The sequence below is a fragment of the Nocardia sp. NPDC056541 genome (assembly GCF_042794235.1).
Lineage (GTDB): Bacteria > Actinomycetota > Actinomycetes > Mycobacteriales > Mycobacteriaceae > Nocardia.
Window position 1 is genome coordinate 250,005 of sequence record NZ_JBHTUD010000006.1, and the last position, 26,807, is coordinate 276,811.

Genomic DNA, 26,807 nt, shown 5'->3' on the forward strand with positions numbered 1-26,807 from the left:
GTGTTCTACATGGTGACAAGGGGTTGGAGCCGACGCATTTGTTCGGCATCCGAGACCGAGATCAGCATCATCGTCACGCCCGCGTCCTCCCATTCCTTCAACCGGGAGCGGACATGGGCCTCGTCGCCGAAGATCGCGGTGTCGGTGATCAGCTCGTCGGGCACCGCCGCCGCGGCCTCGGCCTTGCGTCCCGCCTGGAACAGTGCGGAGATCTCGTCGACCTCGGCGGCGTAGCCCATCCGCTTGTACACCTGAGCGTGGAAGTTCAGCTCGGGCGCGCCCATGCCGCCGATGTAGAGCGCGCTCACCCAGCGCATCCGCTCGATCTCGCCGGCCGGATCGTCGGTGATCACCACCTGCGCACTCGCCGCGATCTCGAAGTCGTCGCGCGAACGGCGCGCGCCCGGCCGCGCGAAGCCCTCGTCGAGCCACTCGTTGTACATCCCGGCCAGTCGGGGTGCGTAGTAGATCGCGAGCCAGCCGTCGGCGATCTCAGCGGTCTGTGCGACGTTCTTCGGACCCTCCGCACCCAGCCAGATCGGCAGATCGGCGCGCAGCGGATGCACGATCGGCTTGAGCGGTTTGCCGAGCCCGGTCGCTGCGGGACCCGTGTAGGGCAGACCGTAGTGCTTGCCGTCCGAGGTCACCGGCGCCTCGCGGGCCAGCACCTTGCGCACGATGTCGACGTACTCGCGCGTGCGCCGCAGCGGCTGCGCGAAGGGCTGTCCGTACCAGCCCTCCACCACCTGCGGTCCGGAGACGCCGAGGCCGAGAACGGCCCGGCCGCCGCTGAGGTGATCCAGCGTGAGCGCGTGCATCGCGGCCGCCGCGGGAGTGCGGGCCGACATTTGCGCGACCGAGGTGCCCAGCCGCACGCGCTCGGTGGACGACCCCCACCAGGCCAGCGGGGTGAAGGCGTCCGAGCCCCACGACTCGGCCGCGAACACCGCGTCGAAGCCGGTTTCCTCGGCCGCGACCACCAGCTCGCCTGCGTTGGCGGGCGGCTGCGCGCCCCAGTATCCGAGTTGCAATCCGAATTTCATGATCGGCGCCCTTTCGGCGAATCCTTGCGAGCAGAATAAGAACCTGTTCTACTCGATATCGTGACCCAGGGGAATACCGCAGTGGAAGTATTGAGTGCACCCCTGAGGGTGCGATTCGACTACACCAGGTCCGTCGGACCCATCATCGGCGCATTTCTGACCGGACTGCGCGAACGCCGGATACTCGGCGCGCGCGGCAGCGACGGGCGAATACTCGTGCCACCGCCCGAATACGATCCACACACCAGCGCGGCGCTGGCCGAACTGGTCGAGGTCGCGGCGACCGGCACCGTCACGTCCTGGACGTGGGTGTCCGAGCCGTTGCCCGGCCAGCCGTTCGACCGACCGTTCGCATGGGCGCTGATCCAGCTCGACGGCGCCGACACGGCGTTGCTGCATGCCCTGGACGTGACCGACCCAGGACAACTCAGCACCGGAATGCGGGTCAGTGCCCGCTGGGCCGACGAGCGCACCGGCCGCATCCAGGACATCGCCTGCTTCGAACCCGGCGAGCGCACCAGCCCCGCCGACTACTCCGAACAAACACCGATCACCATCCTGACCACGCCCGTCGACCTCGACTACAAGCACACGGCCTCTCCGCAGGAGAGCGTCTATCTGCGCGGGCTGGCCGAAGGCAAGCTCATCGGCGGCCGCTCCGAAGCGGGCGGGCGGGTGTACTTCCCGCCGCGCGGCGCCAACCCGACCGACGGCAGACCCACCGACGATCTGGTCGAGCTGTCCGACAAGGGCACGGTGACCACCTTCTGCATCGTCAACGTGCCGTTCCTCGGCCAGCGGATCAAGCCGCCGTACGTGGCCGCCTATGTGCTCCTCGACGGCGCCGACATCCCGGTCCTGCACCTGATCCTCGGCTGCGAGGCCGACGAGGTGCGGATGGGCATGCAGGTCGAGGCGGTGTGGAAACCCCGCGAGGAGTGGGGCCACACGCTGGCCAATATCGACCACTTCCGGCCCACCGGGGAGCCCGACGCTCCCTACGAGTCCTACCAGCACCACCTCTAGAGAGGCGACGTTGACCACATCAGCATCCTCCGGCAGCGACGCGAGCCTGCCCGAGATCGCGGTGGTGGGCTTCGCCCACGCACCACACGTACCCGAAACCCACGGCACCACCAACGGCGTCGAGATGCTCGTGCCGTGCTTCCAGCAGCTCTACGCCGATCTCGGCATCACCAAGTCCGATATCGACTTCTGGTGCTCGGGGTCCTCCGACTTCCTCGCCGGACGCGCGTTCTCGTTCATCTCGGCGATCGACGCGATCGGCGCCGTCCCGCCGATCAACGAATCGCACGTGGAGATGGACGCCGCGTGGGCCCTCTACGAAGCGTGGGTGAAGCTGCGTTCCGGACAGGCGCAGACCGCACTCGTGTACGGCTTCGGCAAGTCGTCGGCAGGCACGCTGCGCCAGGTGCTGACCATGCAGCTCGACCCCTACCTGGTCGCACCGATGTGGCCCGACGCGGTCTCGATCGCGGGTCTGCAGGCACGTGCCGGCCTGGACTCCGGCCGGTGGACCGAGCAGGACATGGCGGCGGTCGCGGGCGGTGACCTCGGCGCACCCTATGTGGCCGACCCGCTGCGCGCCCACGACATCGCGCCGATCACCGACGGCGCGGCCGCGATCGTGCTCGCGGTCGGCGACCGTGCGCGCGAGCTCTGCGAGCGGCCCGCGTGGATCACCGGAATCGCGCACAACATCGACGCCCAGGCGCTCGGCGGTCGCGACCTGACCCGCTCCCCCTCCACCACCAAGGCGGCCGCGGTGGCGACCGGCGGCAACACCACCTTCGACGTCGCCGAGCTGCACGCGCCGTTCAGTCACCAGCAGTTGATCCTCGCGGAAGCGATCGGGCTGTCCGCGGACACCCGGATCAATCCCTCCGGTGGCGCCCTCGCCGCCAATCCGATGTTCGCCGCGGGTCTCGAACGAATCGGCAGCGCCGCCCAAGCCATCATGTCCGGCACCGCGAACCGGACCCTCGCTCATGCGACCAGCGGCCCTGCGCTGCAACAGAATCTGGTCGCCGTCATGGAGGTCAAGTGAGCTTCCCCGCAGCGGTGCTCGGCACCGGCCAAACCCATCACGTGACAAAACGTACGGACGTGTCCATGTCGGGCATGTGCCGTGAGGCCATCGATCGCGCACTCGATGACGCGGGTCTGACCATCGCCGACATCGACGCTGTCGTCGTCGGCAAGGCCCCCGACTTCTTCGAGGGCGTCATGATGCCCGAGCTGTACATGGCCGAGGCGCTCGGTGCGGCGGGCAAGCCGTTGATCCGCGTGCACACCGCGGGCTCGGTCGGCGGCTCGACCGGCGTCGTCGCCGCCAACCTGGTGCAGGGTGGGGTGCACAAGCGTGTCCTCGCCATCGCCTGGGAGAAGCAGTCGGAGTCGAATGCCATGTGGGCGTTGTCGATTCCGGTGCCGTTCACCATGCCGGTCGGCGCGGGCGCGGGCGGCTACTTCGCCCCCCACGTGCGCTCCTACATCCGTCGCTCGAACGCACCACTGCACATCGGCGCCATGGTGGCGGTGAAGGATCGACGCAACGGCGCGAAGAACCCGCTCGCACACCTGCATCAGCCCGACATCACCCTCGAGTCGGTGCTGGCCTCCCAAATGCTCTGGGATCCCATCCGTTTCGACGAGACCTGCCCGTCGTCGGACGGCGCGTGCGCCGTGGTGATCGGCGATGCCGAGGCCGCCGCGGTGGTCGAAGCCGAGGGCAAGAAGGTGGCCTGGGTCCACGGCACCGCGATGCGCACCGAGCCGACCACCTTCTCCGGTCGCGACCAGGTGAATCCGCAGGCGGGCCGGGACGCGGCCACAGCCCTGTGGAAATCGGCCGGGATCACCGATCCCCTGGAAGAGATCGACGTCGCCGAGATCTACGTGCCGTTCTCCTGGTTCGAGCCGATGTGGCTCGAGAATCTCGGCTTCGCGGCCGAGGGCGACGGCTGGAAGCTCACCGACAAGGGTGAGACGGAGATCGGCGGGCGCATTCCGGTGAACCCGTCGGGCGGCGTTCTCTCGTCCAACCCGATCGGCGCCTCCGGCCTGATCCGGTTCGCCGAAGCGGCCAAGCAGGTGATGGGCCGCGCGGGCGCGTACCAGGTGCCGAACGCGCGCAAGGCCCTCGGTCATGCGTACGGCGGTGGCTCCCAGTACTTTTCGATGTGGGTCGTGGGAAGCGAGCGTCCGGCATGAAATTCACCCTCGGCGTCGCACTGAGCCCCTTGGATCAGCTCACCGAGCTGGCCAAGACGGCCGAAGAATGCGGGTTCACCTCCATCGGCCTGCCCGATTCGCTGTTCTACATGAAGTCACAGGCCGCCGACTACCCGTACACCCCGGACGGCAGCCGCTTCTGGGGGCCGGAGACTCCGTGGGTGGATCCGCTGATCGCCGCCGCGTCCATGGCCGCGGTCACCACGACCCTGCGCTTCTACACCAATGTCCTCAAGCTCGGCTCGCGCAATCCGCTGCTGCTGGCCCGACAGGTCGGCTCGATCGCCAACCTGTCGGGCAACCGGTTCGGGTTCGGCATCGGGATCGGCTGGGCACCTGAGGAATTCGAATGGTGCGGTGTCCCGTACGCGCGTCGCGGCGCCAGAGTCGACGAGATGATCGAGGTCATCCGGCTCGTCCTCGACGGCGGCATGGTCGAATTCCACGGCGAGTTCTTCGATTTCGACCAGTTGCAGATGAGCCCGGCGCCGAGTGAGCGGGTGCCGTTCTACATCGGCGGGCACACCGGCCCGGCGCTGCGCCGGGCCGCCCGCATCGGTGACGGCTGGACCTCGGCGATGATGAAGTTCGACGACCTGGTCACCACCATCGGCACGCTGCGCGACCTGCGTGCCGAATACGGCCGGTCCGAGGAGCCCTTCGAGATCCAGTCCGTCTGTATCGACAAGTTCGGCCGCGACGGCTATCAGGACCTGGCCGACGCGGGCGTCACCGACAACATCGTGGTGCCGTGGCTGGCCGACGGCATCGGGTTCGACGGCGAGCTGGCGGCCAAGCAGGACTCGCTGCGCAAGTTCGCCGAGAAGTACATCGCCGACCCCATCATCGCGAAGGTGCAGCCATGACCACCATCGAACGCACCGCCCGCGCCGCGGGCCTGGCATCTCAGGCCGCGGTCAGGGCGAAGGACCGGGCGGCCTGGGTCGCCCTGTTCGCCGAGGACGGCATCGTCGAAGATCCCGTCGGTCCTTCGGGTTTCGATCCGGAGGGCGTCGGCCACCGCGGCCACGAGGCCATCGGCGCCTTCTGGGACAAGGCCATCGCCCTGACCGAATCCATCGAATTCCGCTTCGAGGACTCCTTCGCCTGCGGGAACGAAATCGCCTTCACCGGCCTGATCCGCACCACCATGGCCGGCCACGTCATCGACGCCGAGGGCGTGTTCACCTACAAGGTCGATGCCGACGGGAAGATCGCCGCTTTGCGCGCGTTCTGGGAAGTGGACCGCGCGGTCGCGACCACGCGTCCCGTCGTCTAGCAGTAAACGCGAGAACAGCCCGGGACCTTTCGGTCTCGGGCTGTTCTCGTTGTCAGCGACTCAGTGCGCGACGGGGCAGCCGGCGGGCTTGTAATCGACCGGCAGCTCCTTGATCCCATTGAGCCAACCCGAACGCAGCCGCTTCGGATCACCGATTTGCGTGATATCGGGCAGATGATCAGCAATCGCGTTGAAGATCAGATCGACCTCGAGCCGAGCCAGGTTCGCGCCGACGCAGAAGTGGGCGCCGGTGCCGCCGAAGGCCAGGTGCTGGTTGTCGGCGCGGGTGATGTCGAACGTCTCCGGGTTCTCGAACACGTCCTCGTCGAAGTTTGCCGAGCGGTACAGCATCACGAGCCGCTGGCCCTTCTTGATCTGCACGCCGCCGAGTTCGGTGTCCTCGAGCGCGGTGCGCTGGAAGGAGGTCACCGGGGTGGCCCAGCGGATGATCTCGTCCGCCGCGGTGGCGGGGCGCTCCTTCTTGAACAACTCCCACTGGTCGGGGTTCTCCATGAAGGCGATCATGCCGTGGGTGATGGCGTTGCGGGTCGTCTCGTTGCCGGCGACGGCCAGGACGATCACGAAGAAGCCGAATTCCTCCGGCGTGAGGTGCTCGCCGTCGACGTCGGCCTCGATCAGCGTGGTCACCAGATCGTCGGCCGGACAGGCCTTCCTGGCTTCGGCCATCTGGTAGGCGTAGCCGAGGATCTCCATCGACGCGGCGACCGGATCGGCCGTGCTGTCGGGATCGTCGTAGCTGGTCATGTCGTTGGACCAGTCGAAGACCTTCATCCGGTCCTCCTGCGGCACACCGATCAGTTCGGCGATCGCCTGCAGCGGCAGCTCACACGCCACCTGGGTGACGAAGTCACCGCTGCCGGACTCGAGGGCTCGCTTCACAATGCCTTCGGCACGGGCCGAGAGTTCGGCGCGCAGGCCGTTGATCGCGCGCGGGGTGAAGCCCTTGGCGATCAGCTTGCGCAGCTTGGTGTGCTCGGGGGCGTCCTTGTTCAACAGGACGAAGCGCTGCAGTTCGATCTGCTCGCGCTGGATGTCGTCGTTGAAGCGCGGGATCGCGGTGTTCTCGAAGGTGGAGAACACATCGCTGCGGCGCGACACCTCTTTGACGTCGGCGTGCTTACTCACCACCCAGAAGCCGTCGTCATGGAACCCGCCCACCTCGGGCGACTGCGGGTTCCACCAGATCGGGGCCGTACGACGCAGTTCGGCGAACTCCTCGGCCGGAATCCGCTCGGCGTAGATCGCCGGGTCGGTAACGTCGAACCCGTCCGGCAGGTTCGGCCGGGCACCCGTCACGGGGCCGGCGTGTGCGGTGCTCGGATCTACCACCAGATGTCTCCTTCGACAAACTGAAACACGTTCTATAATCATTCAAGCATAGCGGTCGCCGCGACGGAAGAACCTCGCGGTTTTACCCTGAGCTCAAGATCAGAACCTGTTGCAGTTATAAGGGAGAATCACATGGGCACACCCGTGATCGTCGAGGCCGTGCGGACCCCCATCGGCAAACGTCGAGGGCAACTTTCGGGACTGCACGCCGCCGAATTGCTCGGCCTGGCCCAGCGCGGACTACTCGACCGGGCGGGTCTCGACCCGGCCGAGGTCGAGCAGGTGATCGGCGGCTGCGTCACCCAGGCGGGCGAGCAATCCAACAACGTCACCCGCGTCGCCTGGCTGCACGCGGGCCTGCCGTGGCAGACCGGCGCGACCACGATCGACGCCCAGTGCGGCTCGGCCCAGCAGGCCAACCACCTCATCGCGGGCCTCATCGCCACCGGCGCGATCGACGTCGGCGTCGCGTGCGGCGTCGAGGCGATGAGCCGGGTGCCGCTCGGCGCCAATGTCGGCACCGAGGCGGGGCCGCGACGGCCCGCGTCGTGGTCGATCGATCTGCCCGACCAGTTCGGCGCCGCCGAGCGCATCGCCCGCAGGCGCGGGATCACCCGGTCCGATATCGACGAATTCGGTTTGCGCTCCCAGCAATTGGCGGCCAAGGCGTGGGCCGAGGGCCGCTACGACCGCGAGGTACTTCCGGTCTCGGCGCCGGTACTCGATGGCGAGGGCGTGGCCACCGGCGAAAAGGTTGAGGTCGCCCGCGATCAGGGCCTGCGGGCGACCACCCGCGAAGGGTTGGCGGCGCTGAAACCGGTCGTGGCCGACGGCATCCACACCGCGGGCACCTCGTCCCAGATCTCCGACGGCGCCGCCGCCGTGCTGCTGATGGACGAAACCGTCGCGCGCCGAAAGGGTTTGCGTCCGCGCGCCCGGATTCACACCCAGGTACTCGTCGGCGCCGAACCGGAGTTCCATCTGGACGGTCCGGTGCAGGCGTGCACCCGACTGCTCGAGCGCTCCGGAATGACGATTGGCGATATCGATCTATTCGAGATCAACGAAGCATTCGCGTCGGTCGCACTTTCGTGGGCTGCCGTACATCAACCTGACATGGAACGGGTAAATGTCAACGGCGGCGCGATCGCAATCGGGCATCCTGTGGGCTCTACCGGCTCCCGATTGATCACGACCGCGTTACACGAACTCGAACGCACAGGTCAGGGCACTGCCATGGTGCTGATGTGCGCCGGCGGCGCACTGGCGACGGGCACCATCATCGAGCGCCTGTAGACTGGCCCTTACCGAAACCGGGCGCCCAGGTTGAACATTCATCCCAGGGCGCCCGGAACGTGTCGTACGCCACAAAGTCACGGGGGGCAGGGGGATCATGAGATGTCAGCTATCTTTGGGCTATCATGGGGGCATGGTGGAAGAACCCCGCGACGGGCACGAACCCGGGCACCCCAGCGCTCCACAAGAGTCGTTGGCGCGACCCGCAAACGCGACCGCCGCCGCCCCTGCACGCAGGTGAGCGTCGGAAATCGTAGAGAAATCCCCAATCAGGCGTAGGTTTTCAGTTACTGAGCCGCTAATATCAATGATACGTATCCGAGATAACGACTGTTAGTACAGTGAAGGGAATTGGGCGGCTCACAATGGCTGATTTCGCGGCGCGGCTGAACAAGCTGTTCGAAACCGTGCATCCCCCGGGGCGCAAGCCGCACACCAACGCAGAGGTTGCGGCTGCGCTGACTGCCTCCGGGCATCCGATCTCGAAGCCGTATCTCTCGCAGTTGCGGTCGGGACAACGAACGAATCCGTCCGACGAGACGGTGGCCGCCCTGGCGAAGTTCTTCAAGGTCAAGCCTGACTACTTCTTCAACGATATCTACGCGGCCAAGATCGATCACGACCTGGAGCTGCTCGCGCAGCTGCAGGGTTATGGACTTCGTCGACTGTCGAGTAGGGCATTCGACCTGTCCGAAGAATCACAGAATCTGCTCACCTCGATGGCGGAGAAGCTACGGGCCAGCGAAGGCTTGCCCGAAATTCCTCCGGACGGAACAGAATAGGATCCACGCAGCGGCCGGCCTGACGCACCTGATGGTGTCCTGGGTACGGCCGTAAATAGGTCGGATACGCAGACAACGGGCCTGAGACGGTGTAAATCACCAGCTCAGGCCCGTTTTCTGCGTATGGACCTAGGTCGAGGAAGCGGCGTTCTGCGGTGCCGTCTTCGCGTCGGCCACCGCGTACTCGTACTGATTCGACAGCGCCAGCACCCAGCCGCGGGGGCTGATGCCGGGCGGCGGTGCGATCCACCGCGCGTCGACGAACAAGTCCCCCAACGGATTTCGCGCCCACTCGGCCACCACCGCGGCCCGCTGCGGCACCGAACTCGGCGGCTCACCGGCCGCCGGGATCACGATGCCGCTGCCGGAGAGCAGATACAGCGCGTCCATCACCTGTGCCATGTGATCGGAAGCCTTGAGCTGGGCCGAGGTGGCGTTCTGTTCGGGCGCGACCACCTCGGGGAACCGGCCGACCATCAACTGGTGCAGCGGACGGATCTTGCGCAGCAGGAGCTTGGCCCGCCACCACAGCTCGATCACGATCGACACGGCACCGAGCGCGATCAGCAGCGCCGCGATCTCCCACGCGGCCCAGCCCCACAGCGGTTCGTTGGGCGGCGTCGGCGCGGCATTCCGGAACGCGCGGCCCACATTGGCGACCGCGAGCACCGCGACCATCGCGGTGCCCGTGATGTAGATGGCGATGCCACGACCGAGGATCGTCCAGTCCAGGTTGCGCAGACCGGTGGTGACGATGAACACCGCGCCGAGCGCGACGGCGATCCAGCCGAAGGTGAACGACCACGCCAGGGTGATCGCGATCGCCACCGCGCCGATGCCGTACACGACCATCGCGACCTGGCGCAGGTTGCGCCGCGAGACCACCGGCCACGCGGCCGAGGCCACCACCGAGGTGGCCGTGGTGAACAGGATCCAGGCGGAGATCACGAGACCGGTGGACAGCCAGCCGCTGTGCACACCGCCCTTCATCAGGTTGTCGACGGCAACAGCCATCTCGGGTATGGCGACGGTGACCGCGAGTGCCACGGCGGCGACCGCGACGACGATGGCCACGCGGGCGGTCGTCGCGGGCTTCACCAGCACGCGACCCACTCGCGCACCCGCGGCAACCCAGACCAGCAGGGCTGTCAACCAGAGTGTCATCCGAGTGCCTCATCGAATCGAAGGACCGAGACGCCTGCGCCCCGGTTGCTGAATACGCGCAGGCGCGTCATGAGCATGGCCGCGAAGGTCTCGGCTTCCCATTCGGCGAGATCGTCGGCGCCGTCGTCGACGATCTGCGCGTGGGCGCGCTGGCTGAGCATGTAGGCGATCAGATCGTCGCTGACCTCGAGGGTCGTCTCCACCGCGGGCGCGCCCTCGTGGTCGAAGACGATGTGGCCGAGTTCGTGGGCGAGGGTGTGATCGCGACTCGGGAGAGCGTCGGCGAGCACGATGATGTCGCGTTCGGGGTAGAACCGGCGCTGACCGCACACGCCGGGGCCGAGGTTCGCGCTGGTGATCTCGATTTCGCGTTTGCGCTCCAGCGAGATGGCATGGACCACCTCGTCGAGGCTGGTGGCGTCGGAGTCGGCGGCCACCGCGCACACCGCGTCGACGGCGGCGGCGACGCGGCGATAGGACCGGGAGGTGCTCTGGGTCTTGCTCTTACTCATCGAAGATCCCCTCACGACCTCGGTCCGAAGAACTCGGCACGCGCCGCGTTCACCCGCGCTTGGGCTGCCGCGGCACCTTGGAAACTCACTGCGCCCGAACCGGTTCCGGCCAGTGTGAGCGCTATCAGGCCGCCGATCACCGACAGGAGTTCGGGTTCGGGCAGGCCGCTGTTGTCACTGGTCGGCTTGAACTCGTGGTTCGGCTTGGCCGCCGGTGCCGGTGCCGCCGCGGCGGGTGGTGCGGCGGGGGCCGGAGCCTCGGCCGCCGGTGGTGCGGCGGCTGGAATGGGTACTGCCACAGCGATATTCGGGACACCGGGGACCGCGGGAGTGAGTGGGATCGCGATCGACGGAAGCGCCGGAACGGCCGGGACCGAAGGGATCGGGATCAGCAACAACAGCAGGGGCGAGGCCGAGCCGACCGCCGCCGAACCGACAGCGGCGGAACCGACAGCGGCCGAGCCCGCACCCGCGGAACCGACAGCGGCGGAACCGGCGGCAGCGGAACCCACTGCGGCAGAACCTGTTCCGAGGACAGCCGAGCCCGCGCCGAGGGCGGCCGAGCCGGTACCCGCGGCGGCCGAGCCGACTGCGGCCGAGCCGGTACCGAGTACCGCCGCGGCACCGGCCGAACCCGTGCCGAGTACCGCCGCGGCACCGGCCGAACCCGTGCCGAGCACTGCGGCGGCGCCTGCCGAGCCGGTGCCGAGGACGGCGGCCACGCCAGCGGAACCGGTACCGAGGACCACCCCGAGACCTGCCGAACCGGTACCGAGCAGCACTCCGAGCCCCGCGGAACCGGTACCGAGGACCACGCCCGCGGCGGCCGAACCCGCGCCTGCCGCGGCCGAACCCGCGGCAGCCGAACCGGAGAGCGGGCCCGCGACTTCTTTCTTGGGAACGTCAGCGCTGGACTGGCCGGGGATGGTGAGCGGGGTCCATTCGCCTTCACCGGCGACCGGGGCGCCCGCCTGCGGAGCAACCGGGTCGGAACCGGGAGCCGGGTTGGTCGCCTGACCGTTGCCTTGGGTCTGCCCCTGACCGGGCAGGCTGAGCTCATCGGGCTTGGGAGTCGGAGTGCTCTGACCGCCGTTGCCACCGCTGCCGTTGCCCTGCCCCGAGCTTCCGCTGCCGGGGGCCTGCGCGGCAGGCGTCGGCGGCTTTTCCGGGGCGGCCATGGCGACCGCGGGCCCTAACAACGCACAGCCGGCCAGCACACTCGCAGCGGCAAACACGCGCAACATGCGACCAATGGCCATGCGCTAGATCATCCCCTTAGTTATTCAGCGCAGAATTACCCCCGGTCGCGACACATTCCGGGATCGACGAACAGTAGCCCATAGTAAACCCACGGTCCCGGGACCGCAGAAGAGAGCAAGAGTCGTCCAGCCCCCTGGACGTGTGTGACATGCCATAAGTGCAGGCCGGGGACATTTCCCCGGCCGCACGCCTCAAAGTTTGCTATGCGCCGTACACAGGCTCCGGCGGGGTGCTCTTCTCGATCAGTTCCTTGACGACCGGACCCAGTTCGGCGGGGTTCCAGCGAGCGCCGCGATCGACCGGGGTGCCGTGCATCCAGCCCTGCGCCAGCGCCACCTTTCCGCCTTCTACCTCGAACATCCGGCCGGTCACCCCGGCGGATTCGGTGCTGCCGAGCCACACCACCAGCGGTGAGACGTTCTCCGGAGCCATCGCGTCGAAGCCCGCGTCGGGGGCGGACATGGTGTCGGCGAAGACCGTCTCGGTCATCCGGGTGCGGGCGGCGGGAGCGATGGCGTTCACGGTCACGCCGTAGCGCCCGAACTCGGCCGACGCGGTCAGTGTGAGACCCGCGATACCCGCCTTGGCGGCGCCGTAGTTGCCCTGGCCGACGCTGCCCTGCAGACCGGCGCCGGAGCTGGTGTTGATCACGCGGGCGTCCACCGGGCGGCCCGCCTTCGACTCGCCCCGCCAGTACTCGGCCGCGTGCCGCATGGTGGCGAAGTGGCCCTTGAGGTGCACGCGTACGACAGCGTCCCACTCGTCCTCGCCGAGGTTCACCAGCATGCGGTCACGCACGAAGCCCGCGTTGTTGACCAGCACGTCGAGGCCGCCGAAGGTGTCGACGGCCTGACGGATCAGGCGGCGGGCGCCTTCCCAGTCGGCGACGTCGTCGTAGTTGGCGACGGCCTCGCCACCGGCCGCGACGATCTCGTCGACGACTTGCTGGGCGGGGGTTTCCGTGGTGGCTGCGCCGTCGAGGGCGGTGCCGACATCGTTGACCACCACGCGGGCGCCCGCTGCGGCGAAGGCCAGGGCGTGGGCGCGGCCGATTCCGCGGCCTGCGCCGGTGACGATTACGGTGCGGCCTGCGCAGATCACCTGGTCAGTCATGTGTAGCTCCTGTGTTTATTGGCGGCTGGCGCCGCGGGATTTTCGGCCCTGAGGGCCTCACATCCGAAGGGCGATACTGCGCCTTCGGCGTTCCGTCTCGCCCTTCGGATGCGAGGCGGCCGAAAATCGTGGTGGTTGGGTTGGGTGGGTGGCGTTGGTTGCGGCAGGTGGGGAATGTTCAGTCGCTGGACGGGATGACTACTGCGGGTTCGCATCGGCGGCTAGTTGTTCGTGTTGGCGGCGTCCAGGAAGGCGGGGCGTTCGCCGCCGCCGTGGACGAGCAGGGCGGCGCCGCTGATGTGGGCGGCCAGGGGGGAGGCCAGGAACAGCGCGGCGTTGCCGACGTCGGCGGGGTTGGCCAGGCGGCCGAGGGGGACGGTCTTCGCTACGGCGGCGACTCCGTCGGCGTCGCCGTAGTGCAGGTGGCTGAGTTCGGTTTCCACCGGGCCGACGACGACGGAGTTGAGCCGGACTTTCGGGGCCCATTCGACGGCCAGCGAGGAGACCAGGTTGTCCAGGCCCGCCTTGGCCGCGCCGTAGGCGGCGGTGCCGGGTGAGGGGCGGTGGCCGCTGACGCTGGTGATCATCACGATCGAGCCGCCCGCGTCCTGCTTCTGCATCAACGCGTTCGCCTGCTGCGAGATCAGCAGCGGCGCGAGGAGGTTCAGCTCCACGATCTTGGCGTGGAATTTGGGGCCCGCGGCGTCGGCCATCGCGAACGGCGCACCACCCGCGTTGTTCACCACATGGTCGATCCGGCCGTGCCTGGCAACGATCTCGGCGAACATCGCCGGCACCGCGTCGACATCGCGCACATCGCAGGTGAGGTGTTCGGTGCCGCGGTCCCCTACCGCGATCGGCTCGTCGGCCGGTCTGCGTGCGCAGGTCAGCACCGTCGCGCCCGCGGTGAGGAAGGCCCGGCTGATTCCGGCGCCGACACCTCGGACGCCACCCGTCACCAGAACGATCTGCTCGGAAAGGTCGATTTCTACAGCCACCGTGTTAACCTACCAAGCAATTGCTTGCTTTGTCTCGGGTTCGCCGGGGCGCGCACGAGGAGACATCGCGATGGGGATAAACCGTCACACCGAAGCCGACGGGGTAGAGGTCGTCACAGTCGACTACCCGCCGGTCAACGCCCTGCCCTCGGACGGCTGGTTCGCACTGGCCGACGCCGTCCGGGCAGCGGGCCGCAACCAGGAGACCCGGGTGGTCGTGCTGCGCGCGGAGGGCCGCGGGTTCAACGCGGGCGTCGACATCAAGGAGATGAACGCCGACGTCGGCCATACCGCGCTGATCCGCGCCAACCACGGCTGTTTCGACGCCTTCGCCGCGGTCTACGACTGCGAGGTGCCCGTGGTCACCGCAGTGAACGGCTTCTGCCTCGGCGGCGGCATCGGCCTGGTCGGCAACTCCGACGTCATCGTCGCCTCCGACGACGCCACCTTCGGCCTGCCCGAAGTGGACCGTGGCGCGCTCGGCGCCGCCACGCACCTGTCCCGGCTGGTCCCCCAGCACCTGATGCGCACCATGTTCTACACCGCGGGCAAGCTCACCGCCCAGCAGCTGCACCACTTCGGCTCGGTGTACAAGGTGGTGCCGCGCGCCGAACTCGACGCCGCCGCGATGGACGTGGCGAAGAACATCGCGAACAAGGACGGCCGCGTGATCCGCGCCGCCAAACGCGCGCTCAACGGCATCGACGTGCAGGACGTGCACCGTTCCTACCGCTACGAGCAGGGCTTCACGATGGAGCTCAACCTCGCCGGTGTCGCCGACGAGATCAGGGCGCGCTTCGACGACGATCTCGCCGCGCAGAAGAAGGAGAGCTGAAAGCCATGCGCGACAAGAGAATGACCCTCGACGAGGTGGTCGGTGAGCTGCGCAGCGGCATGACCATCGGCATCGGCGGCTGGGGTTCACGACGCAAGCCGATGGCGCTGGTGCGCGCCCTGCTGCGCTCCGACGTCACCGACCTGACCGTGGTCACCTACGGCGGCCCCGACCTGGGGCTGCTGTGTTCGGCGGGCAAGGTTCGCAAGGCGTACTACGGGTTCGTGTCGCTGGATTCGGCGCCGTTCTACGACCCGTGGTTCGCGAAGGCGCGCACCGAGGGCGCGATCACCGTGCGCGAGATGGACGAGGGAATGGTGAAGTGCGGGCTGCAAGCGGCCGCCGCGCGACTGCCCTTCCTGCCGATCCGGGCCGGGCTCGGATCGGCGGTGCTCGACTTCTGGGAGGGCGAGCTGAAGACCGTCGCGTCGCCGTATCCCGCCGCCGACGGTCGCGTCGAGACCCTGGTCGCGATGCCCGCGTTGAATCTCGACGCGTCGTTCGTGCACCTGGATCTGGCCGACAAGCACGGCAACGCCGCCTACACGGGCGTCGACCCGTACTTCGACGATCTGTACTGCCTGGCGGCGGAGCGTCGCTACGTCTCGGTGGATCGCATCGTCGAGACCGAGGAACTGGTGAAAGCCGTTCCACAGCAGGCAATCATCCTCAACCGCATGCTGGTCGACGGTGTGGTCGAGTCGCCCGGTGGCGCGCACTTCACCTTCTCCGGCAGCTACGGGCGCGACGAGAAGTTTCAGAAGCACTATGTGGCGGCCGCGAAGACGCCGGAGTCGTGGGCCGAGTTCAAGGCCCGCTACCTGGATGTCTCCGAAGAGGAATACCAGTCCGCGGTAGCCGCGTTCGCTGAGGAGCAGAAGCTATGACAATTACTCGTGCCGAGGTCTGCGTTGTCGCCGCCGCGGAGATCTTCCGCGGGGCCGGTGAGATCATGGCCAGCCCGATGTCGACGGTCACCACCATCGGCGCCCGGCTGGCCCGGCTCACCTTCGAACCCGACCTGCTGCTGTCCGACGGCGAGGCGCTGTTCTTCGCCGAGGTACCGGCGATCGGGGCCAAAGCCCCTGTCGAGGGCTGGATTCCGTTCTCCCGGGTGTTCGACGTTGTCGCCTCGGGCCGTCGCCATGTGGTGATGGGCGCCAACCAGATCGACCGGTTCGGCAATCAGAACCTGTCGGCCTTCGGTCCGCTCCAACAGCCGACCAGGCAGATGTTCGGTGTGCGTGGCGCGCCCGGCAACACCATCAACCACGCGACCAGCTACTTCGTGCCCCGCCACAACAACCGGGTGTTCGTCGAGAAGGTCGACATCATCTCCGGAATCGGTTACGACAGAATCGATCCCGAGAATCCCGCGTACCGCTTCCATCATCTGCACCGGGTGGTGACCAACCTGGGCGTGTTCGACTTCAACGGCCCCGACCACACCCTGCGCGCGCTGTCGCTGCACCCGGGCGTGAGCGCGGCCGAGGTCGCGGAGAACACCTCCTTCGAGATCGCCGAGCTGGGTTCGGCGGGCGAGACCAGGCTGCCGACCGAGGAAGAGCTGCGGATCATCCGAACCGTGCTCGATCCCAAGGGTTTCCGGGAGAAGGAAGTAGCGGCGTGAGCGGTCAGCGGCCGGAGGCGGCAGCGGAGCGTAACCACGCAGGCCGCCCGAGCACGCCGAGAGGAGACAGTATGAGCGCGCGCTTGCGGACTCCGCTGACCGAGCTGGTCGGCATCGAGCACCCGGTCGTACAGACCGGCATGGGTTGGGTCGCCGGCCCCCGACTGGTCGCGGCCACCGCCAACGCGGGCGGACTCGGCATTCTCGCCTCGGCGACGATGACGTTCGAGGAGCTCGAGGCGGCGGTCGCCAAGACCAAGTCGCTCACCGACAAACCCTTCGGCGTGAACATCCGCGCCGACGCCACCGACGCGGGCGAGCGCATCGAGCTGCTCATCCGCGAGCAGGTACGCGTCGCGTCCTTCGCGCTCGCGCCGAAGAAGGAACTCATCGCCCGGCTCAAAGACGCCGGTGTCGTGGTAGTTCCGTCGATCGGTGCCGCCAAGCACGCGGTGAAGGTGGCGTCCTGGGGCGCCGACGCGGTGATCGTGCAGGGCGGTGAGGGCGGTGGGCACACCGGCCCGGTCGCCACCACGCTGCTGCTGCCGTCGGTGCTCGACGCGGTCGATATCCCGGTGATCGCGGCGGGTGGCTTCTTCGACGGTCGCGGCCTGGCCGCCGCGCTGTCCTACGGCGCGGCCGGTGTCGCGATGGGCACCCGCTTCCTGCTCACCCAGGAGAGCACCGTTCCCGAGGCCGTGAAGCAGGAGTACCTGGCGCGCGGCCTCGGGGACACGGTGGTGTCGGTGAAGGTCGACGGCATGCCGCATCGGATGCTCAACACCGAACTGGTGACCAAGCTCGAGCACTCCGGCGGCTGGCGCGGCCTGTCGGCGGCGGTGTCGAACGCGGCCAAGTTCAAGAGCATGACCGGCATGAAATGGTCGACGCTGATGCGTGACGGTCTGGCCATGCGAAAGACCAAGGACCTCAGCTGGTCTCAGGTCGTGATGGCGGCGAACTCGGCGATGCTGACCAAGGCCGGTCTCGTCGAGGGCCGCACCGACGCGGGCGTGCTGCCCGCGGGCCAGGTCACCGGCATCATCGACAGCCTGCCGACGGTGGCGGAGCTGATCGACGGGATCGTCGCCGACGCCATCGTCCGGATCGAGGCGGTCTCGGCGCTCACCGTCGAGTCCGCCGCCGAAGCCCACTGACCCGGAGCCGCACCCGGCTCCCGCCACGAACTCGCCCCGATCGACGGCCCTGAGCCAACCGTCGGTCCCACGGGGGCGATCGAGCACCGGACCCGATGCCGCACTCACGAGGTGCGCATCGGGTCCGGTGCATTTTCGGTTCAGGGCGTCTCATAGTCGCGACACGCGCTCGAGCCCGCTCCCGACGGTGCCCGGTCGCCTAAAGTTTGCCGGACATCGACATTGCACCGGGAGGTCGCATGGACGCCGAGTTCTCACGGCAGGTCCACGACTCCACGGTGCCGGTATGCGCGATGATTGCCACCCTCCTCGCCGCGCCCCTCGGCCCGTGTCCGCCCCATCGCCACACCGACCCGCAGGAGTAGCGCGATGACAGCCTCGGAACAGACCGCGACCAAGAAGATGCCGCTGCTGACCTTGTCGGCGATGGTGGTCGGCTCCATGGTCGGTGCGGGCGTCTTCTCGCTGCCGCGCAACTTCGGCCAGGCCACCGGCGGATTCGGCGCGATCATCGCCTGGACGATCGCCGGCACCGGAATGCTGATGCTGGCGTTCGTCTTCCAGACGCTGGCCGTGCGCAAACCAGACCTCGACGCCGGTGTCTACGCCTACGCGAAGGCCGGCTTCGGTGAGTACCTCGGTTTCTTCTCCGCGTTCGGGTACTGGGCCAGCGCCTGTGTCGGCAATGTCAGCTACTGGGTGCTGATCAAGTCCACCCTCGGGCAGGTGCTGCCCATCTTCGGTGAGGGCAACACCGTTCCCGCGGTCCTGCTGTCGACGGTGTGCATCTGGGCGTTCCATTTCATGGTGCTGCGCGGGATCCAGGAAGCCGCCACCATCAACCAGATCGTCACCGTGGCCAAGCTGGTGCCGATCCTGGTGTTCATCGTGGTGCTGCTGTTCTACTTCGACCCCGGTGTCTTCGCGGACAACTTCTGGGGCGGCGACGCGTATTCCGAATCGCTGGTCGAACAGGTGCGTTCGACCATGTTGGTGACAGTGTTCGTGTTCCTCGGCATCGAGGGTGCGAGCGTGTACTCCAGGTACGCGCGCAAGCGCGAGGACATCGGTCGCGCCACCGTGCTCGGCTTCCTCAGCGTGCTGGCTATTTTCGCGTCGGTGACCATGGTGTCGTTCGGCATCATGCCGCGTGACGAACTCGCCGTGGCGCAGCAGCCGTCGATGTCGCCGGTCTTCGAATCCGCTGTCGGTACCTGGGGTGCCTGGTTCATCAGTATCGGACTGATCATCTCGGTCCTCGGCGCCTACCTGGCCTGGACGCTGATGGCCGCGGAGGTGCTGTTCGTGGCGGCGAAGGACCGGGACATGCCGTCGTTCCTGGCTCGGGTCAACGCCGCGAATGTGCCGGTGGTCGCGCTGATCTTCACCACCGTGCTGATCCAGATCGTGCTGGTCACCACGCTGTTCTCCGACGACGCGTTCACCTTCACCCTCAAACTGTGCAGTTCGCTGTCGCTGGTGCCGTACCTGCTGGCCGCGGCCTACGCGCTCAAGCTCGCCTACACCAGGGAGACCTACGAGCGGATCCAGCCGGGCGACCGCACCAAAGAGCTCGTCATCGCGTTCGTCGCCACCTTCTACACCGCGTTCATGCTCGTCGCGGCCGGCCTCGAATTCCTGCTGCTGTCGTGCATCATCTACGCGCCCGGCACCATCCTGTTCGCCCTGACCCGTCGCGAGGCGGGCAAGCGGATCTTCTCGCTCTGGGAGGCGGTCCTGTTCGGCGCCGTCGCCCTCGGCGCCGTTGTCGGCATCGTCAGCCTGGCGACCGGCGCCATCTCGATCTGAGTCCGCCCGATCTTTCGAGGAGCAGAAATGACCGGAACCCCCGCCACCGCGTTCGGCGTCCATTCCGAAGTCGGCACGCTGCGCAAGGTGCTGGTCTGCGCGCCCGGCCTGGCGCACGAACGGCTCACCCCGACCAACTGCGACGACCTGCTCTTCGACGACGTGCTGTGGGTGCAGAACGCCAAGCGCGACCACTTCGATTTCATGACGAAGATGCGCGACCGTGGCGTCGAGGTGGTCGAGCTGCACAATCTGCTCGCCGAGACCCTCGCCGTGCCCGGCGCGAAGGACTGGATTCTCGACCGCAAGATCGTGGCCAACGAAGTCGGGCTCGGGCTGATCGACGACACCAGGGCCTACCTGGACTCGGTGGACGACCGGACCCTGGCGACCTACCTCATCGGCGGACTCGCGACCGCGGACCTGCCCGCCGAATTCCGTTCCGGTTACCTGGCGCTGGCGCGCGAGCAGGCCGGGGTCCGTGAGTATCTGATGCCGCCGCTGCCGAACACGCTCTACACCCGCGACACCACCTGCTGGCTCTACGGCGGCGTCACCCTCAATCCGCTGTACTGGCCCGCCCGGCACGACGAGACGCTGCTGATGGCGGCGATCTACGCGTTCCATCCCGACTTCACCGGCGCGAAGGTCTGGTGGGGAGATCCCGAACAGGATTGGGGGCTGGCCACTTTCGAGGGCGGCGATGTGATGCCGGTCGGCAACGGGGTGGTGCTGGTCGGGATGAGCGAACGGACGTCCCGGCAGGCGATCACCCAGGTCGCCGCGTCGCTGTTCGCCGCAGGCGCCGCCGAGCGCGTGATCGTGGCGGGGATGCCGAAGCTGCGCTCGGCCATGCACCTCGACACCGTGTTCACCTTCGCCGACCGCGACCTGGTGACGGTGTATCCCGACATCGTCTACAACATCCACCCGTTCTCCCTGCGGCCCAGCGACCGCGCACCCGGAGTCGAGGTGACCGAGGAGACCGCGCCGTTCCTCGACGTGGTGGCCGCATCGCTGAACCTGCCGAAGCTGCGGGTGGTCGAGACCGGCGGCGGCTACTACGCCAACGAACGCCAGCAGTGGGACAGCGGCAACAACCTGGTCGCGGTCGAACCCGGCGTCGTGTTCGCCTACGACCGCAACACCCACACCAACGCGGCCCTGCGCAAGGAAGGCGTCGAGGTGATCACCATCGTCGGCGCCGAACTCGGCCGCGGCCGCGGCGGCGGCCACTGCATGACCTGTCCGCTGATCCGCGACGCCGTCGAGTTCTGAACGCGGCGATCAGCGGGGGCGCACCTCGACGCGGTTGTCGTGGAACACCGCGCCACCGCCGTAGTCCGAATCTCGTTCGGCGATCGTGGCGTTCACGGTGGCACCGCCGGTGAACTTCGCCCAGCGGCCCTTGGTGGTGCCTGCGACTCCGGGCCGCACCCGGTCCGATACCTCGGCGACGGCCTCGAAGGAGCCGCGATCGTTGGAGACGACCACCGCGGCGCCGTCGGCGATGCCCCGCGCGGCGGCGTCGCCGGGGTGCAGGGTGATGCTGGATTCGCCTGCGCGACGCCGCAATTCCAGGTTGGAGCCGAAGGAACTGTTCAGGAAGTAGTGCGAGGCGGCGGAGATCAGCACCAGACCGTCGCCGGAATCAGCGGGGGGTGTGTAGTCCGGCAGCGGGTCGTGACCCGCCGATTCCGCTCTGGCGGAAACGAACTGGAGCTTGCCCGCGGGCACCGGACCGGCCTGCACCTTGAGGAACCCCTCGGCCCTGAGCCGGTCGAGGTCGTAGCCCTTCAGCAGCTGGCCGGCCAATTCTTCGTCGGAGTCGTACAGCGCCGGTTCGGTCAGACCCAGCCGATGCGAGAGTCTGCGGAAAGTCTCTGTCGTGGACAGGCATTCGCCCGGCGGCTCGACGGCGGGCTCGTTCCAGATCAGGTAGAGGTGGCCGTAGCCGGCGAGCACGTCGAGGTGCTCGGGTTGCATCGTGGCGGGGAGCACGATGTCGGCGTAGTCGACGGTGTCGGTGCCGAAGTGCTCGAGGACCACGGTGAACAGGTCCTCGCGTGACAGCCCCTCGATCACGCGACGCTGGTCGGGATTCGAGCCGACCGGATTGGCCCCGATCACGAACAGTGCCTTCACCGGCGGCTCATCGGTCTCGAGCAGGGCTTCGCCGAGTCTGGTCATCGAGAGTGTGCGGACCGGGTGCGGCAGCAGGTCGTCGCGGGTCAGCGCGGCTTCGTCGAGCCGGAAGTGCCCGCTGGTCGAATAGTGCAGTCCCCCACCGGGTATCGCCCAGTCGCCGGTGACGCCGGGCAGGCAGGCGAGCACGCGCAGGGCCATCCCGCCGCCGGCGTGGCGCTGCATGCCCTGGGAGGCGCGGATCGCGGTCGGCCTGGTGCGCGCGATCCGCGCACCGAGCGCGACGATCTGATCTTCGGGAACGCCCGTGATCGCCGCGGTGCGTTCCGGCGTGAATTCGGTGATGCGGTCCCGGAATTCGGGCCAGCCCTCGGTGTGTTCGGCGATGAACTCCTCGTCCTGCGCGCCGAGCGAGACGATCACGTGCAGCAGGCCGAGTGCCAGCGCCGCGTCGGTGCCGGGCAGCGGGGCGATGTGCTCGTCGCAGCGTTCGGAGGTCTTGGTGCGCACCGGGTCGATCGACACCAGGTACGCGCCGCTGTCCTGCACGAACTTCCACAGATGATGGCCGGAGGTGAGCGGGTTGGTGCCCCACAGCAGGATCAGTTTCGACTGCGCGAAGTCCTCGGGGTCCATGCCGCCGGAGGTGCCGAGGGTGTAGCGCAGGCCGGTGCCGCCCGCGACCGAGCAGATGGTCGGCGCGTGATGCGACGCCCCAAGCAGGTTGAACATCCTGCGCCCCGGAAAGCCTTCCAGCCCTTGGATATAGCCCAGGCTGCCGGTGCCGTGGAACGGCCAGACCGCCTCACCACCGAATTCGTCGATGATGCCGGTGAGGCGCGTGGCGATCTCGTCGAGCGCATCGTCCCAGCTGATCCGCTCGAACTGGCCCGACCCCTTCGGCCCCACCCGGCGCATCGGATACCGGAGTCTGCCCGGCGCACCGACCTGCTCGAGATACCGGTTCACCTTCACGCACAGCGCACCGCGCGTGACCGGATGGTCCTTGTTCCCGCGCAGCCCCGTGGCCACCCCGTCCTCGACGGTCACCACCCATGAGCACGCGTCGGGGCAGTCGAGCGGGCATGCACCGAGCACCTTCACCAGGCCATCATAGGTGGGATGAATCACCCACGCCGAGACCGGACGTGCCCGCCGTGCTGCGGCGCTGGGATGTGGCGACCCAGCGCTGAATGCGGCGACCCAGTGGTGGCGAACGAAGAGTGGTCCCCGGCGAAACCGCCGAGGACCACCACTTCTCGTACCGAAGTCCTACTTCTTGTCGGCGTCCAGACGCTCGATGATCGTCACGTTGGCCGTGCCGCCGCCCTCGCAGATGGTGAGCAGGCCGTAGCGGCCGTTCACCCGCTCGAGCTCGTTGAGCAGGGTGGCGAACAACTTGGCGCCGGTCGCGCCGAGCGGGTGGCCGAGCGCGATGGCCCCACCGTTGACGTTCACCTTCGCGGGATCGGCGCCGATCTCCTTGATCCAGGCCAGCACCACGGGGGCGAAGGCCTCGTTGATCTCGATGACGTCGATGTCGTCGATGGTGAGGCCGGTCTTCTCCAGCGCCCACTGGGTGGCCGGGATCGGCGCGCTGAGCATGAAGATCGGGTCGGCGCCGCGCGCGCTGACGTGATGGATGCGGGCGCGCGGGGTGAGGCCGTACTCCTTGACCGCCCATTCCGAGGCGAGCAGGGTGGCGCTGGCGCCGTCGGAGATCTGGCTGGCCACCGCCGCGGTGAGCGGGCTGCCCTCCGACAGCGGCTGCAGCGACGCCATCTTCTCCAGGCTGGTCTCGCGCGGACCCTGATCGACGGTGAAGTCGCCGACCGGCACGATCTCGTTGTCGAAGCGGCCCTCGGTGATGGCGGTCTTGGCGCGCTGATGACTCTGCAGCGCCCAGCGCTCCATGTCCTCGCGGCTGATGCCCCACTTCTCGGCGATCATCTCGGCGCCCTTGAACTGGGAGACCTCGCCGGTGCCGTAGCGCGAGTCCCAGCCCTTGGCGCCGATGAACGAGGACTCGAAGCCGTAGGGCTTGGCCGCGAGCATGGCGGCGCCGATCGGGATGGCGCTCATGTTCTGCACGCCGCCTGCCACGATGACCTCGGCGGTGCCGCTCATGATGGCCTGCGCGCCGAAGTTGATCGCCTGCTGGCTGGAACCGCACTGCCGGTCGACGGTGACGCCGGGGACCTCTTCGGGGTAGCCCGCGACCAGCCACATGGTGCGGCCGATATTGCCCGCCTGCGGACCGAGGTTGTCGACACAACCGACGATCACGTCGTCGACGACGGCCGGGTCGATGCCCGTGCGCTCGACGAGCCCACGCAGCGCGGCCGCGCCGAGATCGGCGGAATGCACCTCGGCCAGCGCGCCACCGCGCTTGCCGACCGCGGTACGCACCGCATCGATCACATAGGCCTCCCGCAACGGGGCATAGGGGCGGCGCTCGGCGGATGCGGTCATGATGGAACTCCTATTTCGCGGTGCTCCCGGGCAGGGTCAGCCCGTCGAGCACGATGGTGAGATATTGCTGGGCAAGGTTTTGCACGGTGATCGGGCCACCGGGGGTGTACCAGCGGACCGCGACCCACACGGTGTCGCGCAGGAAGCGGAAGGCCAGTTCCACGTCGAGTTCGGGCCGGAAGCTGCCGTCGGCCACGCCGGCGGCGAGCACGCGGTGCCATAGGTCGCGGAACTCGGTGTTGAAGTCGCGGATGTAGCCGAACCGCTCGGCGTCGCGCAGGTTCTTGGCCTCGGCCTGGTAGATCGCGACGGCGGCGTGATGGCGGTCGAACGACTCGTAGGACGCGATCACCAAGGACTCCAGGGTGTCTCGCGAGCTCATGCTCGCGCCCGCGATCTCGCGGTAGCGACCGAACAGGTCGTCGAGGAATCCGCGCAGGATCTCGTCGACCATCGATTCCTTGGAGTCGAAATGGTGATACAGACTGCCCGACAAGATGCCCGCCGAGTCGGCGATATCGCGCACCGTCGTGGCGCGCAGTCCACGTTCGGCGAACAGGTCGGCGGCGAGGTCGAGGAGTTCGGCGCGGCGGGTGCGTTTCACGGTGTCGGGTGCGGTCACACCCGTCATCGTACAACCAAGCACTTGCTTGGTTTCGGAGAACCCGCCACGGCGATCATGCGCGCTGGCTGCTCACCGAGACAACCTCGCCGGTCAGATATGAGGTGTAGTCACTGGCCAGCATGGCGATCGTCGCCGCTACTTCCCACGGTTCGGCGGCGCGACCGAAGGCCTCGCGCTCGCTGAGCGAGTCGAGCAGCTCGGTCGAGCTCACCTTGTCCAGGAACGGGTGGCGGGCGATGCTCGGCGCGACGGCGTTGATCCGCACCCCGAATTCGGCGGCTTCGACCGCGCTGCACCTGGTCAGCGCCATCACCCCCGCCTTGGCGGCGGCGTAGTGCGCCTGGCCGTGCTGGGCACGCCAGCCGAGGACGGAGGCGTTGTTCACGATCACGCCGCCGTGGCCCGCGCCGCGGAAGTACCCCAGCGCCGCACGGGTGCAGCGGAAGGTGCCGGTGAGGGTGATGTCGAGAACCTGGTCCCACTGCTCGTCGGTCATGTCGACCACCGGGGTCTCACCGCCGAGGCCCGCGTTGTTGACCATGATGTCGATCCGGCCGAGTTCGGCGGCCGCGTCGGCCAGCAGCTGATTCACCTGCGCGGTGTCGCGGACATCGCAGACCACGGCACCGACCCGGCGCTCGGGGAACTCCTTGGCCAGCAGTTCGGCGGTCTCGGTCAGGCGGCGCTCGTGCCAATCGGAGACGACCACGTCGGCGCCCTCTTCGAGGAGCCTGCGCGCGGTCGCCGAGCCGATGCCGGTGCCCGCGGCGGCGGTGATCACGGCCGTCCGGCCCGCGAGCAGGCCGTGTCCGGGGATCGAAGCCGGCGCGATCGACAGGGACTTGTTCGCGCCCGAATAGGTCTGCTCGGTCACGGGCGTGCCTCTCGCGGGAGACCGAGCACACGCTCGGCGATGATGTTGCGCTGCACTTCGTTCGAACCTCCATAGATCGTGTCGGCGCGGCTGAACAGGTACAGCCGCTGCCATGCGGTCATGTCGTCGGGGGCGGTGAGCAGGCCCGTCGCGCCTTGGACGGCCATCGCCAGTTCGCCGAGGTCGCGATGCCAGTTGGCCCACAGCAACTTCGACACCGAGGCGCCGCCCGCGTCGTCGTGGTCCTCGCTCATGGTGCGCAGCGCGTGCGCGCGCAGCACCCGCAGTCCCACCCAGGCGCGATCGAGGCGATCGGCGATCAGCGGGTCGTCGGCGGCGCCGGTGCGCCGGGCCAGGTCTTCGATGTCGGAGAGCTCGCGCGCGAAGCGGATCTGCTGGCCGAGGGTGGAGATGCCGCGCTCGAAGGTGAGCGTGCCCATCGCGATTCGCCAGCCGTCGCCCGGCGCGCCGACCACCAGGTCCGCGTCGGTGACGGCATCGTCGAAGAAGACCTCGTTGAACTCGGAGGTGCCGGTGAGCTGTTCGATCGGCCGCACTTCGATGCCCGGCTGGTTCATCGGGACCAGCAGATAGGACAGGCCCTTGTGACGGCTCGAGCCGCGCTCGGTGCGGGCGATGACGAAGCACCAGTCGGCGACGTGCGCGAGCGAGGTCCAGATCTTCTGGCCGTTGATCACCCACTTGTCGCCGTCCAGGCGCGCGGTGGTCGAGACGGCGGCCAGGTCGGAACCGGCGCCGGGCTCGGAATAGCCCTGGCACCAGAGTTCGCCGACCGAACGCACGCCCGGCAGGAAGCGCTTCTTCTGCTCCTCGGTACCGAAGGCCAGCACGGTGGGGCCGAGCAGTTCCTCGCCCACGTGCGAGACCCGCGCCGGCGCGTCGGCCTTGGCGTATTCCTCGTGGAAGATCACCTGCTGACGCACACTGGCGCCGCGACCGCCGTATTCGACCGGCCAGCCGAGGCAGGTCCAGCCCGCCGCGGCGAGGTGGCGGTCCCAGGCCAGCCGCTCGTCGAAGAATTCGTGTTCGCGGCCGGGTCCACCGGTGCCGCGCAGGTCAGCGAACTCGCCCGAAAGATTTTCGGCGAGCCAATCGCGTATTTCCGCGCGAAACTCCGCGTCGGAAGTCGCGGTATCGGAATCTGAGGTCTGGATCACGCCCACCTCGGTAGGATAACCTACCAAGCA

At 68.0% G+C, this 26,807-nt stretch carries 25 protein-coding genes; 13 read left to right on the forward strand and 12 right to left on the reverse strand.

The genetic code is table 11. The features are described 5' to 3' along the window. Positions 1-5: 5 nt before the first annotated feature. Entirely contained in the window at positions 6-1,043 is a 1,038-nt protein-coding gene (locus ACFQ9R_RS13060; RefSeq protein WP_378658154.1) for an LLM class F420-dependent oxidoreductase, read from the reverse strand. Positions 1,044-1,103: 60 nt separating this feature from the next. Here ACFQ9R_RS13060 and ACFQ9R_RS13065 point away from each other — a divergent pair, with 60 nt between their 5' ends. From ACFQ9R_RS13065 to ACFQ9R_RS13085, 5 genes are read left to right on the forward strand one after another with little or no spacing between them, the layout of a single operon-like run. After that, positions 1,104-2,069, forward strand: a complete 966-nt coding sequence (locus ACFQ9R_RS13065) for a Zn-ribbon domain-containing OB-fold protein (RefSeq protein ID WP_378990650.1) — start codon at positions 1,104-1,106, stop codon at positions 2,067-2,069. A 46-nt stretch (positions 2,070-2,115) separates the two neighbouring features. Then, entirely contained in the window at positions 2,116-3,111 is a 996-nt protein-coding gene (locus ACFQ9R_RS13070; protein WP_378632448.1) for a thiolase domain-containing protein, read from the forward strand. Continuing rightward, complete coding sequence (locus tag ACFQ9R_RS13075; protein WP_378631669.1) at positions 3,108-4,277, forward strand: thiolase domain-containing protein; 1,170 nt, start codon at positions 3,108-3,110, stop codon at positions 4,275-4,277. The genes ACFQ9R_RS13070 and ACFQ9R_RS13075 overlap by 4 nt, the downstream gene beginning before the upstream one ends. Continuing rightward, on the forward strand, positions 4,274-5,164 hold the full coding sequence (locus ACFQ9R_RS13080) for a TIGR03619 family F420-dependent LLM class oxidoreductase (RefSeq protein WP_378990651.1): 891 nt from the start codon (positions 4,274-4,276) through the stop codon (positions 5,162-5,164). The genes ACFQ9R_RS13075 and ACFQ9R_RS13080 overlap by 4 nt, the downstream gene beginning before the upstream one ends. After that, positions 5,161-5,577, forward strand: coding sequence for a nuclear transport factor 2 family protein (locus tag ACFQ9R_RS13085; RefSeq protein WP_378990652.1), 417 nt, complete (start codon positions 5,161-5,163; stop codon positions 5,575-5,577). The genes ACFQ9R_RS13080 and ACFQ9R_RS13085 overlap by 4 nt, the downstream gene beginning before the upstream one ends. 60 nt (positions 5,578-5,637) lie before the next feature. On the opposite strand, the gene ACFQ9R_RS13090 is transcribed toward ACFQ9R_RS13085, so the two are convergent. Then, the gene (locus tag ACFQ9R_RS13090; RefSeq protein ID WP_378990654.1) at positions 5,638-6,927 is read right to left on the reverse strand and encodes a cytochrome P450; all 1,290 of its coding nucleotides are present in this window, start codon (positions 6,925-6,927) and stop codon (positions 5,638-5,640) included. Positions 6,928-7,059: 132 nt separating this feature from the next. Between ACFQ9R_RS13090 and ACFQ9R_RS13095 the strand changes: the two genes are divergently transcribed. After that, on the forward strand, positions 7,060-8,223 hold the full coding sequence (locus ACFQ9R_RS13095; RefSeq protein WP_378990655.1) for a steroid 3-ketoacyl-CoA thiolase: 1,164 nt from the start codon (positions 7,060-7,062) through the stop codon (positions 8,221-8,223). A 365-nt stretch (positions 8,224-8,588) separates the two neighbouring features. Then, complete coding sequence (locus ACFQ9R_RS13100; protein WP_019044759.1) at positions 8,589-9,005, forward strand: helix-turn-helix domain-containing protein; 417 nt, start codon at positions 8,589-8,591, stop codon at positions 9,003-9,005. 129 nt (positions 9,006-9,134) lie between these two features. Here ACFQ9R_RS13100 and ACFQ9R_RS13105 read toward each other — a convergent pair whose 3' ends face one another. The 5 genes from ACFQ9R_RS13105 to ACFQ9R_RS13125 form a co-directional block, all read right to left on the reverse strand. Next, the gene (locus ACFQ9R_RS13105; protein WP_378990656.1) at positions 9,135-10,169 is read right to left on the reverse strand and encodes a hypothetical protein; all 1,035 of its coding nucleotides are present in this window, start codon (positions 10,167-10,169) and stop codon (positions 9,135-9,137) included. Beyond that, a complete protein-coding gene (locus ACFQ9R_RS13110; RefSeq protein WP_378631659.1) occupies positions 10,166-10,681 on the reverse strand; it encodes an ImmA/IrrE family metallo-endopeptidase in 516 nt (171 codons plus the stop codon). The genes ACFQ9R_RS13105 and ACFQ9R_RS13110 overlap by 4 nt, the downstream gene beginning before the upstream one ends. A gap of 11 nt (positions 10,682-10,692) precedes the next feature. Beyond that, positions 10,693-11,940 (reverse strand): hypothetical protein, encoded by a 1,248-nt coding sequence (locus ACFQ9R_RS13115; protein ID WP_378990658.1) that lies wholly within the window; start codon positions 11,938-11,940, stop codon positions 10,693-10,695. A gap of 202 nt (positions 11,941-12,142) precedes the next feature. Further along, a complete protein-coding gene (locus ACFQ9R_RS13120; protein ID WP_378990659.1) occupies positions 12,143-13,054 on the reverse strand; it encodes an SDR family oxidoreductase in 912 nt (303 codons plus the stop codon). Between the two features lie 221 nt (positions 13,055-13,275). Next, entirely contained in the window at positions 13,276-14,052 is a 777-nt protein-coding gene (locus ACFQ9R_RS13125; protein ID WP_378990660.1) for an SDR family oxidoreductase, read from the reverse strand. 70 nt (positions 14,053-14,122) lie between these two features. On the opposite strand from ACFQ9R_RS13125, the gene ACFQ9R_RS13130 reads away from it, so the two are divergent. The 6 genes from ACFQ9R_RS13130 to arcA all read left to right on the forward strand — a co-directional run bounded on the left by ACFQ9R_RS13130 (position 14,123) and on the right by arcA (position 20,761). After that, positions 14,123-14,887: an enoyl-CoA hydratase family protein gene (locus ACFQ9R_RS13130; protein ID WP_056818882.1), complete on the forward strand. Its 765-nt coding sequence runs from the start codon at positions 14,123-14,125 to the stop codon at positions 14,885-14,887. Further along, a complete protein-coding gene (locus ACFQ9R_RS13135; RefSeq protein ID WP_378990804.1) occupies positions 14,884-15,774 on the forward strand; it encodes a CoA transferase subunit A in 891 nt (296 codons plus the stop codon). The genes ACFQ9R_RS13130 and ACFQ9R_RS13135 overlap by 4 nt, the downstream gene beginning before the upstream one ends. Beyond that, the gene (locus tag ACFQ9R_RS13140; RefSeq protein WP_378990661.1) at positions 15,771-16,517 is read left to right on the forward strand and encodes a CoA-transferase subunit beta; all 747 of its coding nucleotides are present in this window, start codon (positions 15,771-15,773) and stop codon (positions 16,515-16,517) included. The genes ACFQ9R_RS13135 and ACFQ9R_RS13140 overlap by 4 nt, the downstream gene beginning before the upstream one ends. Positions 16,518-16,588: 71 nt before the next feature. Further along, the gene (locus tag ACFQ9R_RS13145; RefSeq protein WP_378990662.1) at positions 16,589-17,674 is read left to right on the forward strand and encodes an NAD(P)H-dependent flavin oxidoreductase; all 1,086 of its coding nucleotides are present in this window, start codon (positions 16,589-16,591) and stop codon (positions 17,672-17,674) included. A 369-nt stretch (positions 17,675-18,043) separates the two neighbouring features. After that, positions 18,044-19,483 carry a basic amino acid/polyamine antiporter gene (locus ACFQ9R_RS13150; RefSeq protein WP_378990663.1) on the forward strand — a complete coding sequence of 480 codons (1,440 nt, stop codon included), beginning with the start codon at positions 18,044-18,046 and terminating at the stop codon, positions 19,481-19,483. A 27-nt stretch (positions 19,484-19,510) separates the two neighbouring features. After that, positions 19,511-20,761: an arginine deiminase gene (gene arcA, locus ACFQ9R_RS13155; protein ID WP_378990664.1), complete on the forward strand. Its 1,251-nt coding sequence runs from the start codon at positions 19,511-19,513 to the stop codon at positions 20,759-20,761. A 9-nt stretch (positions 20,762-20,770) separates the two neighbouring features. On the opposite strand, the gene ACFQ9R_RS13160 is transcribed toward arcA, so the two are convergent. The 5 genes from ACFQ9R_RS13160 to ACFQ9R_RS13180 all read right to left on the reverse strand — a co-directional run bounded on the left by ACFQ9R_RS13160 (position 20,771) and on the right by ACFQ9R_RS13180 (position 26,783). Further along, positions 20,771-22,732 carry a molybdopterin-dependent oxidoreductase gene (locus tag ACFQ9R_RS13160; protein ID WP_378990666.1) on the reverse strand — a complete coding sequence of 654 codons (1,962 nt, stop codon included), beginning with the start codon at positions 22,730-22,732 and terminating at the stop codon, positions 20,771-20,773. A 168-nt stretch (positions 22,733-22,900) separates the two neighbouring features. Beyond that, complete coding sequence (locus tag ACFQ9R_RS13165) at positions 22,901-24,064, reverse strand: acetyl-CoA C-acetyltransferase (RefSeq protein WP_378990805.1); 1,164 nt, start codon at positions 24,062-24,064, stop codon at positions 22,901-22,903. Positions 24,065-24,110: 46 nt separating this feature from the next. Then, positions 24,111-24,731, reverse strand: coding sequence for a TetR/AcrR family transcriptional regulator (locus ACFQ9R_RS13170; protein WP_378990668.1), 621 nt, complete (start codon positions 24,729-24,731; stop codon positions 24,111-24,113). Positions 24,732-24,777: 46 nt separating this feature from the next. Beyond that, on the reverse strand, positions 24,778-25,599 hold the full coding sequence (locus ACFQ9R_RS13175; RefSeq protein WP_378631644.1) for an SDR family oxidoreductase: 822 nt from the start codon (positions 25,597-25,599) through the stop codon (positions 24,778-24,780). Beyond that, entirely contained in the window at positions 25,596-26,783 is a 1,188-nt protein-coding gene (locus tag ACFQ9R_RS13180; RefSeq protein WP_378990669.1) for an acyl-CoA dehydrogenase family protein, read from the reverse strand. The genes ACFQ9R_RS13175 and ACFQ9R_RS13180 overlap by 4 nt, the downstream gene beginning before the upstream one ends. Between the last annotated feature and the right edge of the window lie 24 nt (positions 26,784-26,807).

Bases quoted from the DNA above. Each gene is read 5' to 3' on its own strand.
- ACFQ9R_RS13145 (WP_378990662.1), top strand. From the start codon at position 16,589: ATGAGCGCGCGCTTGCGGACTCCGCTGACCGAGCTGGTCGGCATCGAG.
- ACFQ9R_RS13130 (WP_056818882.1), top strand. From the start codon at position 14,123: ATGGGGATAAACCGTCACACCGAAGCCGACGGGGTAGAGGTCGTCACA.
- ACFQ9R_RS13085 (WP_378990652.1), top strand. From the start codon at position 5,161: ATGACCACCATCGAACGCACCGCCCGCGCCGCGGGCCTGGCATCTCAG.
- ACFQ9R_RS13115 (WP_378990658.1), bottom strand. From the start codon at position 11,940: ATGGCCATTGGTCGCATGTTGCGCGTGTTTGCCGCTGCGAGTGTGCTG.
- arcA (WP_378990664.1), top strand. From the start codon at position 19,511: ATGACCGGAACCCCCGCCACCGCGTTCGGCGTCCATTCCGAAGTCGGC.
- ACFQ9R_RS13110 (WP_378631659.1), bottom strand. From the start codon at position 10,681: ATGAGTAAGAGCAAGACCCAGAGCACCTCCCGGTCCTATCGCCGCGTC.
- ACFQ9R_RS13080 (WP_378990651.1), top strand. From the start codon at position 4,274: ATGAAATTCACCCTCGGCGTCGCACTGAGCCCCTTGGATCAGCTCACC.
- ACFQ9R_RS13140 (WP_378990661.1), top strand. From the start codon at position 15,771: ATGACAATTACTCGTGCCGAGGTCTGCGTTGTCGCCGCCGCGGAGATC.
- ACFQ9R_RS13150 (WP_378990663.1), top strand. From the start codon at position 18,044: ATGACAGCCTCGGAACAGACCGCGACCAAGAAGATGCCGCTGCTGACC.
- ACFQ9R_RS13120 (WP_378990659.1), bottom strand. From the start codon at position 13,054: ATGACTGACCAGGTGATCTGCGCAGGCCGCACCGTAATCGTCACCGGC.
- ACFQ9R_RS13100 (WP_019044759.1), top strand. From the start codon at position 8,589: ATGGCTGATTTCGCGGCGCGGCTGAACAAGCTGTTCGAAACCGTGCAT.
- ACFQ9R_RS13170 (WP_378990668.1), bottom strand. From the start codon at position 24,731: ATGACGGGTGTGACCGCACCCGACACCGTGAAACGCACCCGCCGCGCC.
- ACFQ9R_RS13105 (WP_378990656.1), bottom strand. From the start codon at position 10,169: ATGACACTCTGGTTGACAGCCCTGCTGGTCTGGGTTGCCGCGGGTGCG.
- ACFQ9R_RS13060 (WP_378658154.1), bottom strand. From the start codon at position 1,043: ATGAAATTCGGATTGCAACTCGGATACTGGGGCGCGCAGCCGCCCGCC.
- ACFQ9R_RS13095 (WP_378990655.1), top strand. From the start codon at position 7,060: ATGGGCACACCCGTGATCGTCGAGGCCGTGCGGACCCCCATCGGCAAA.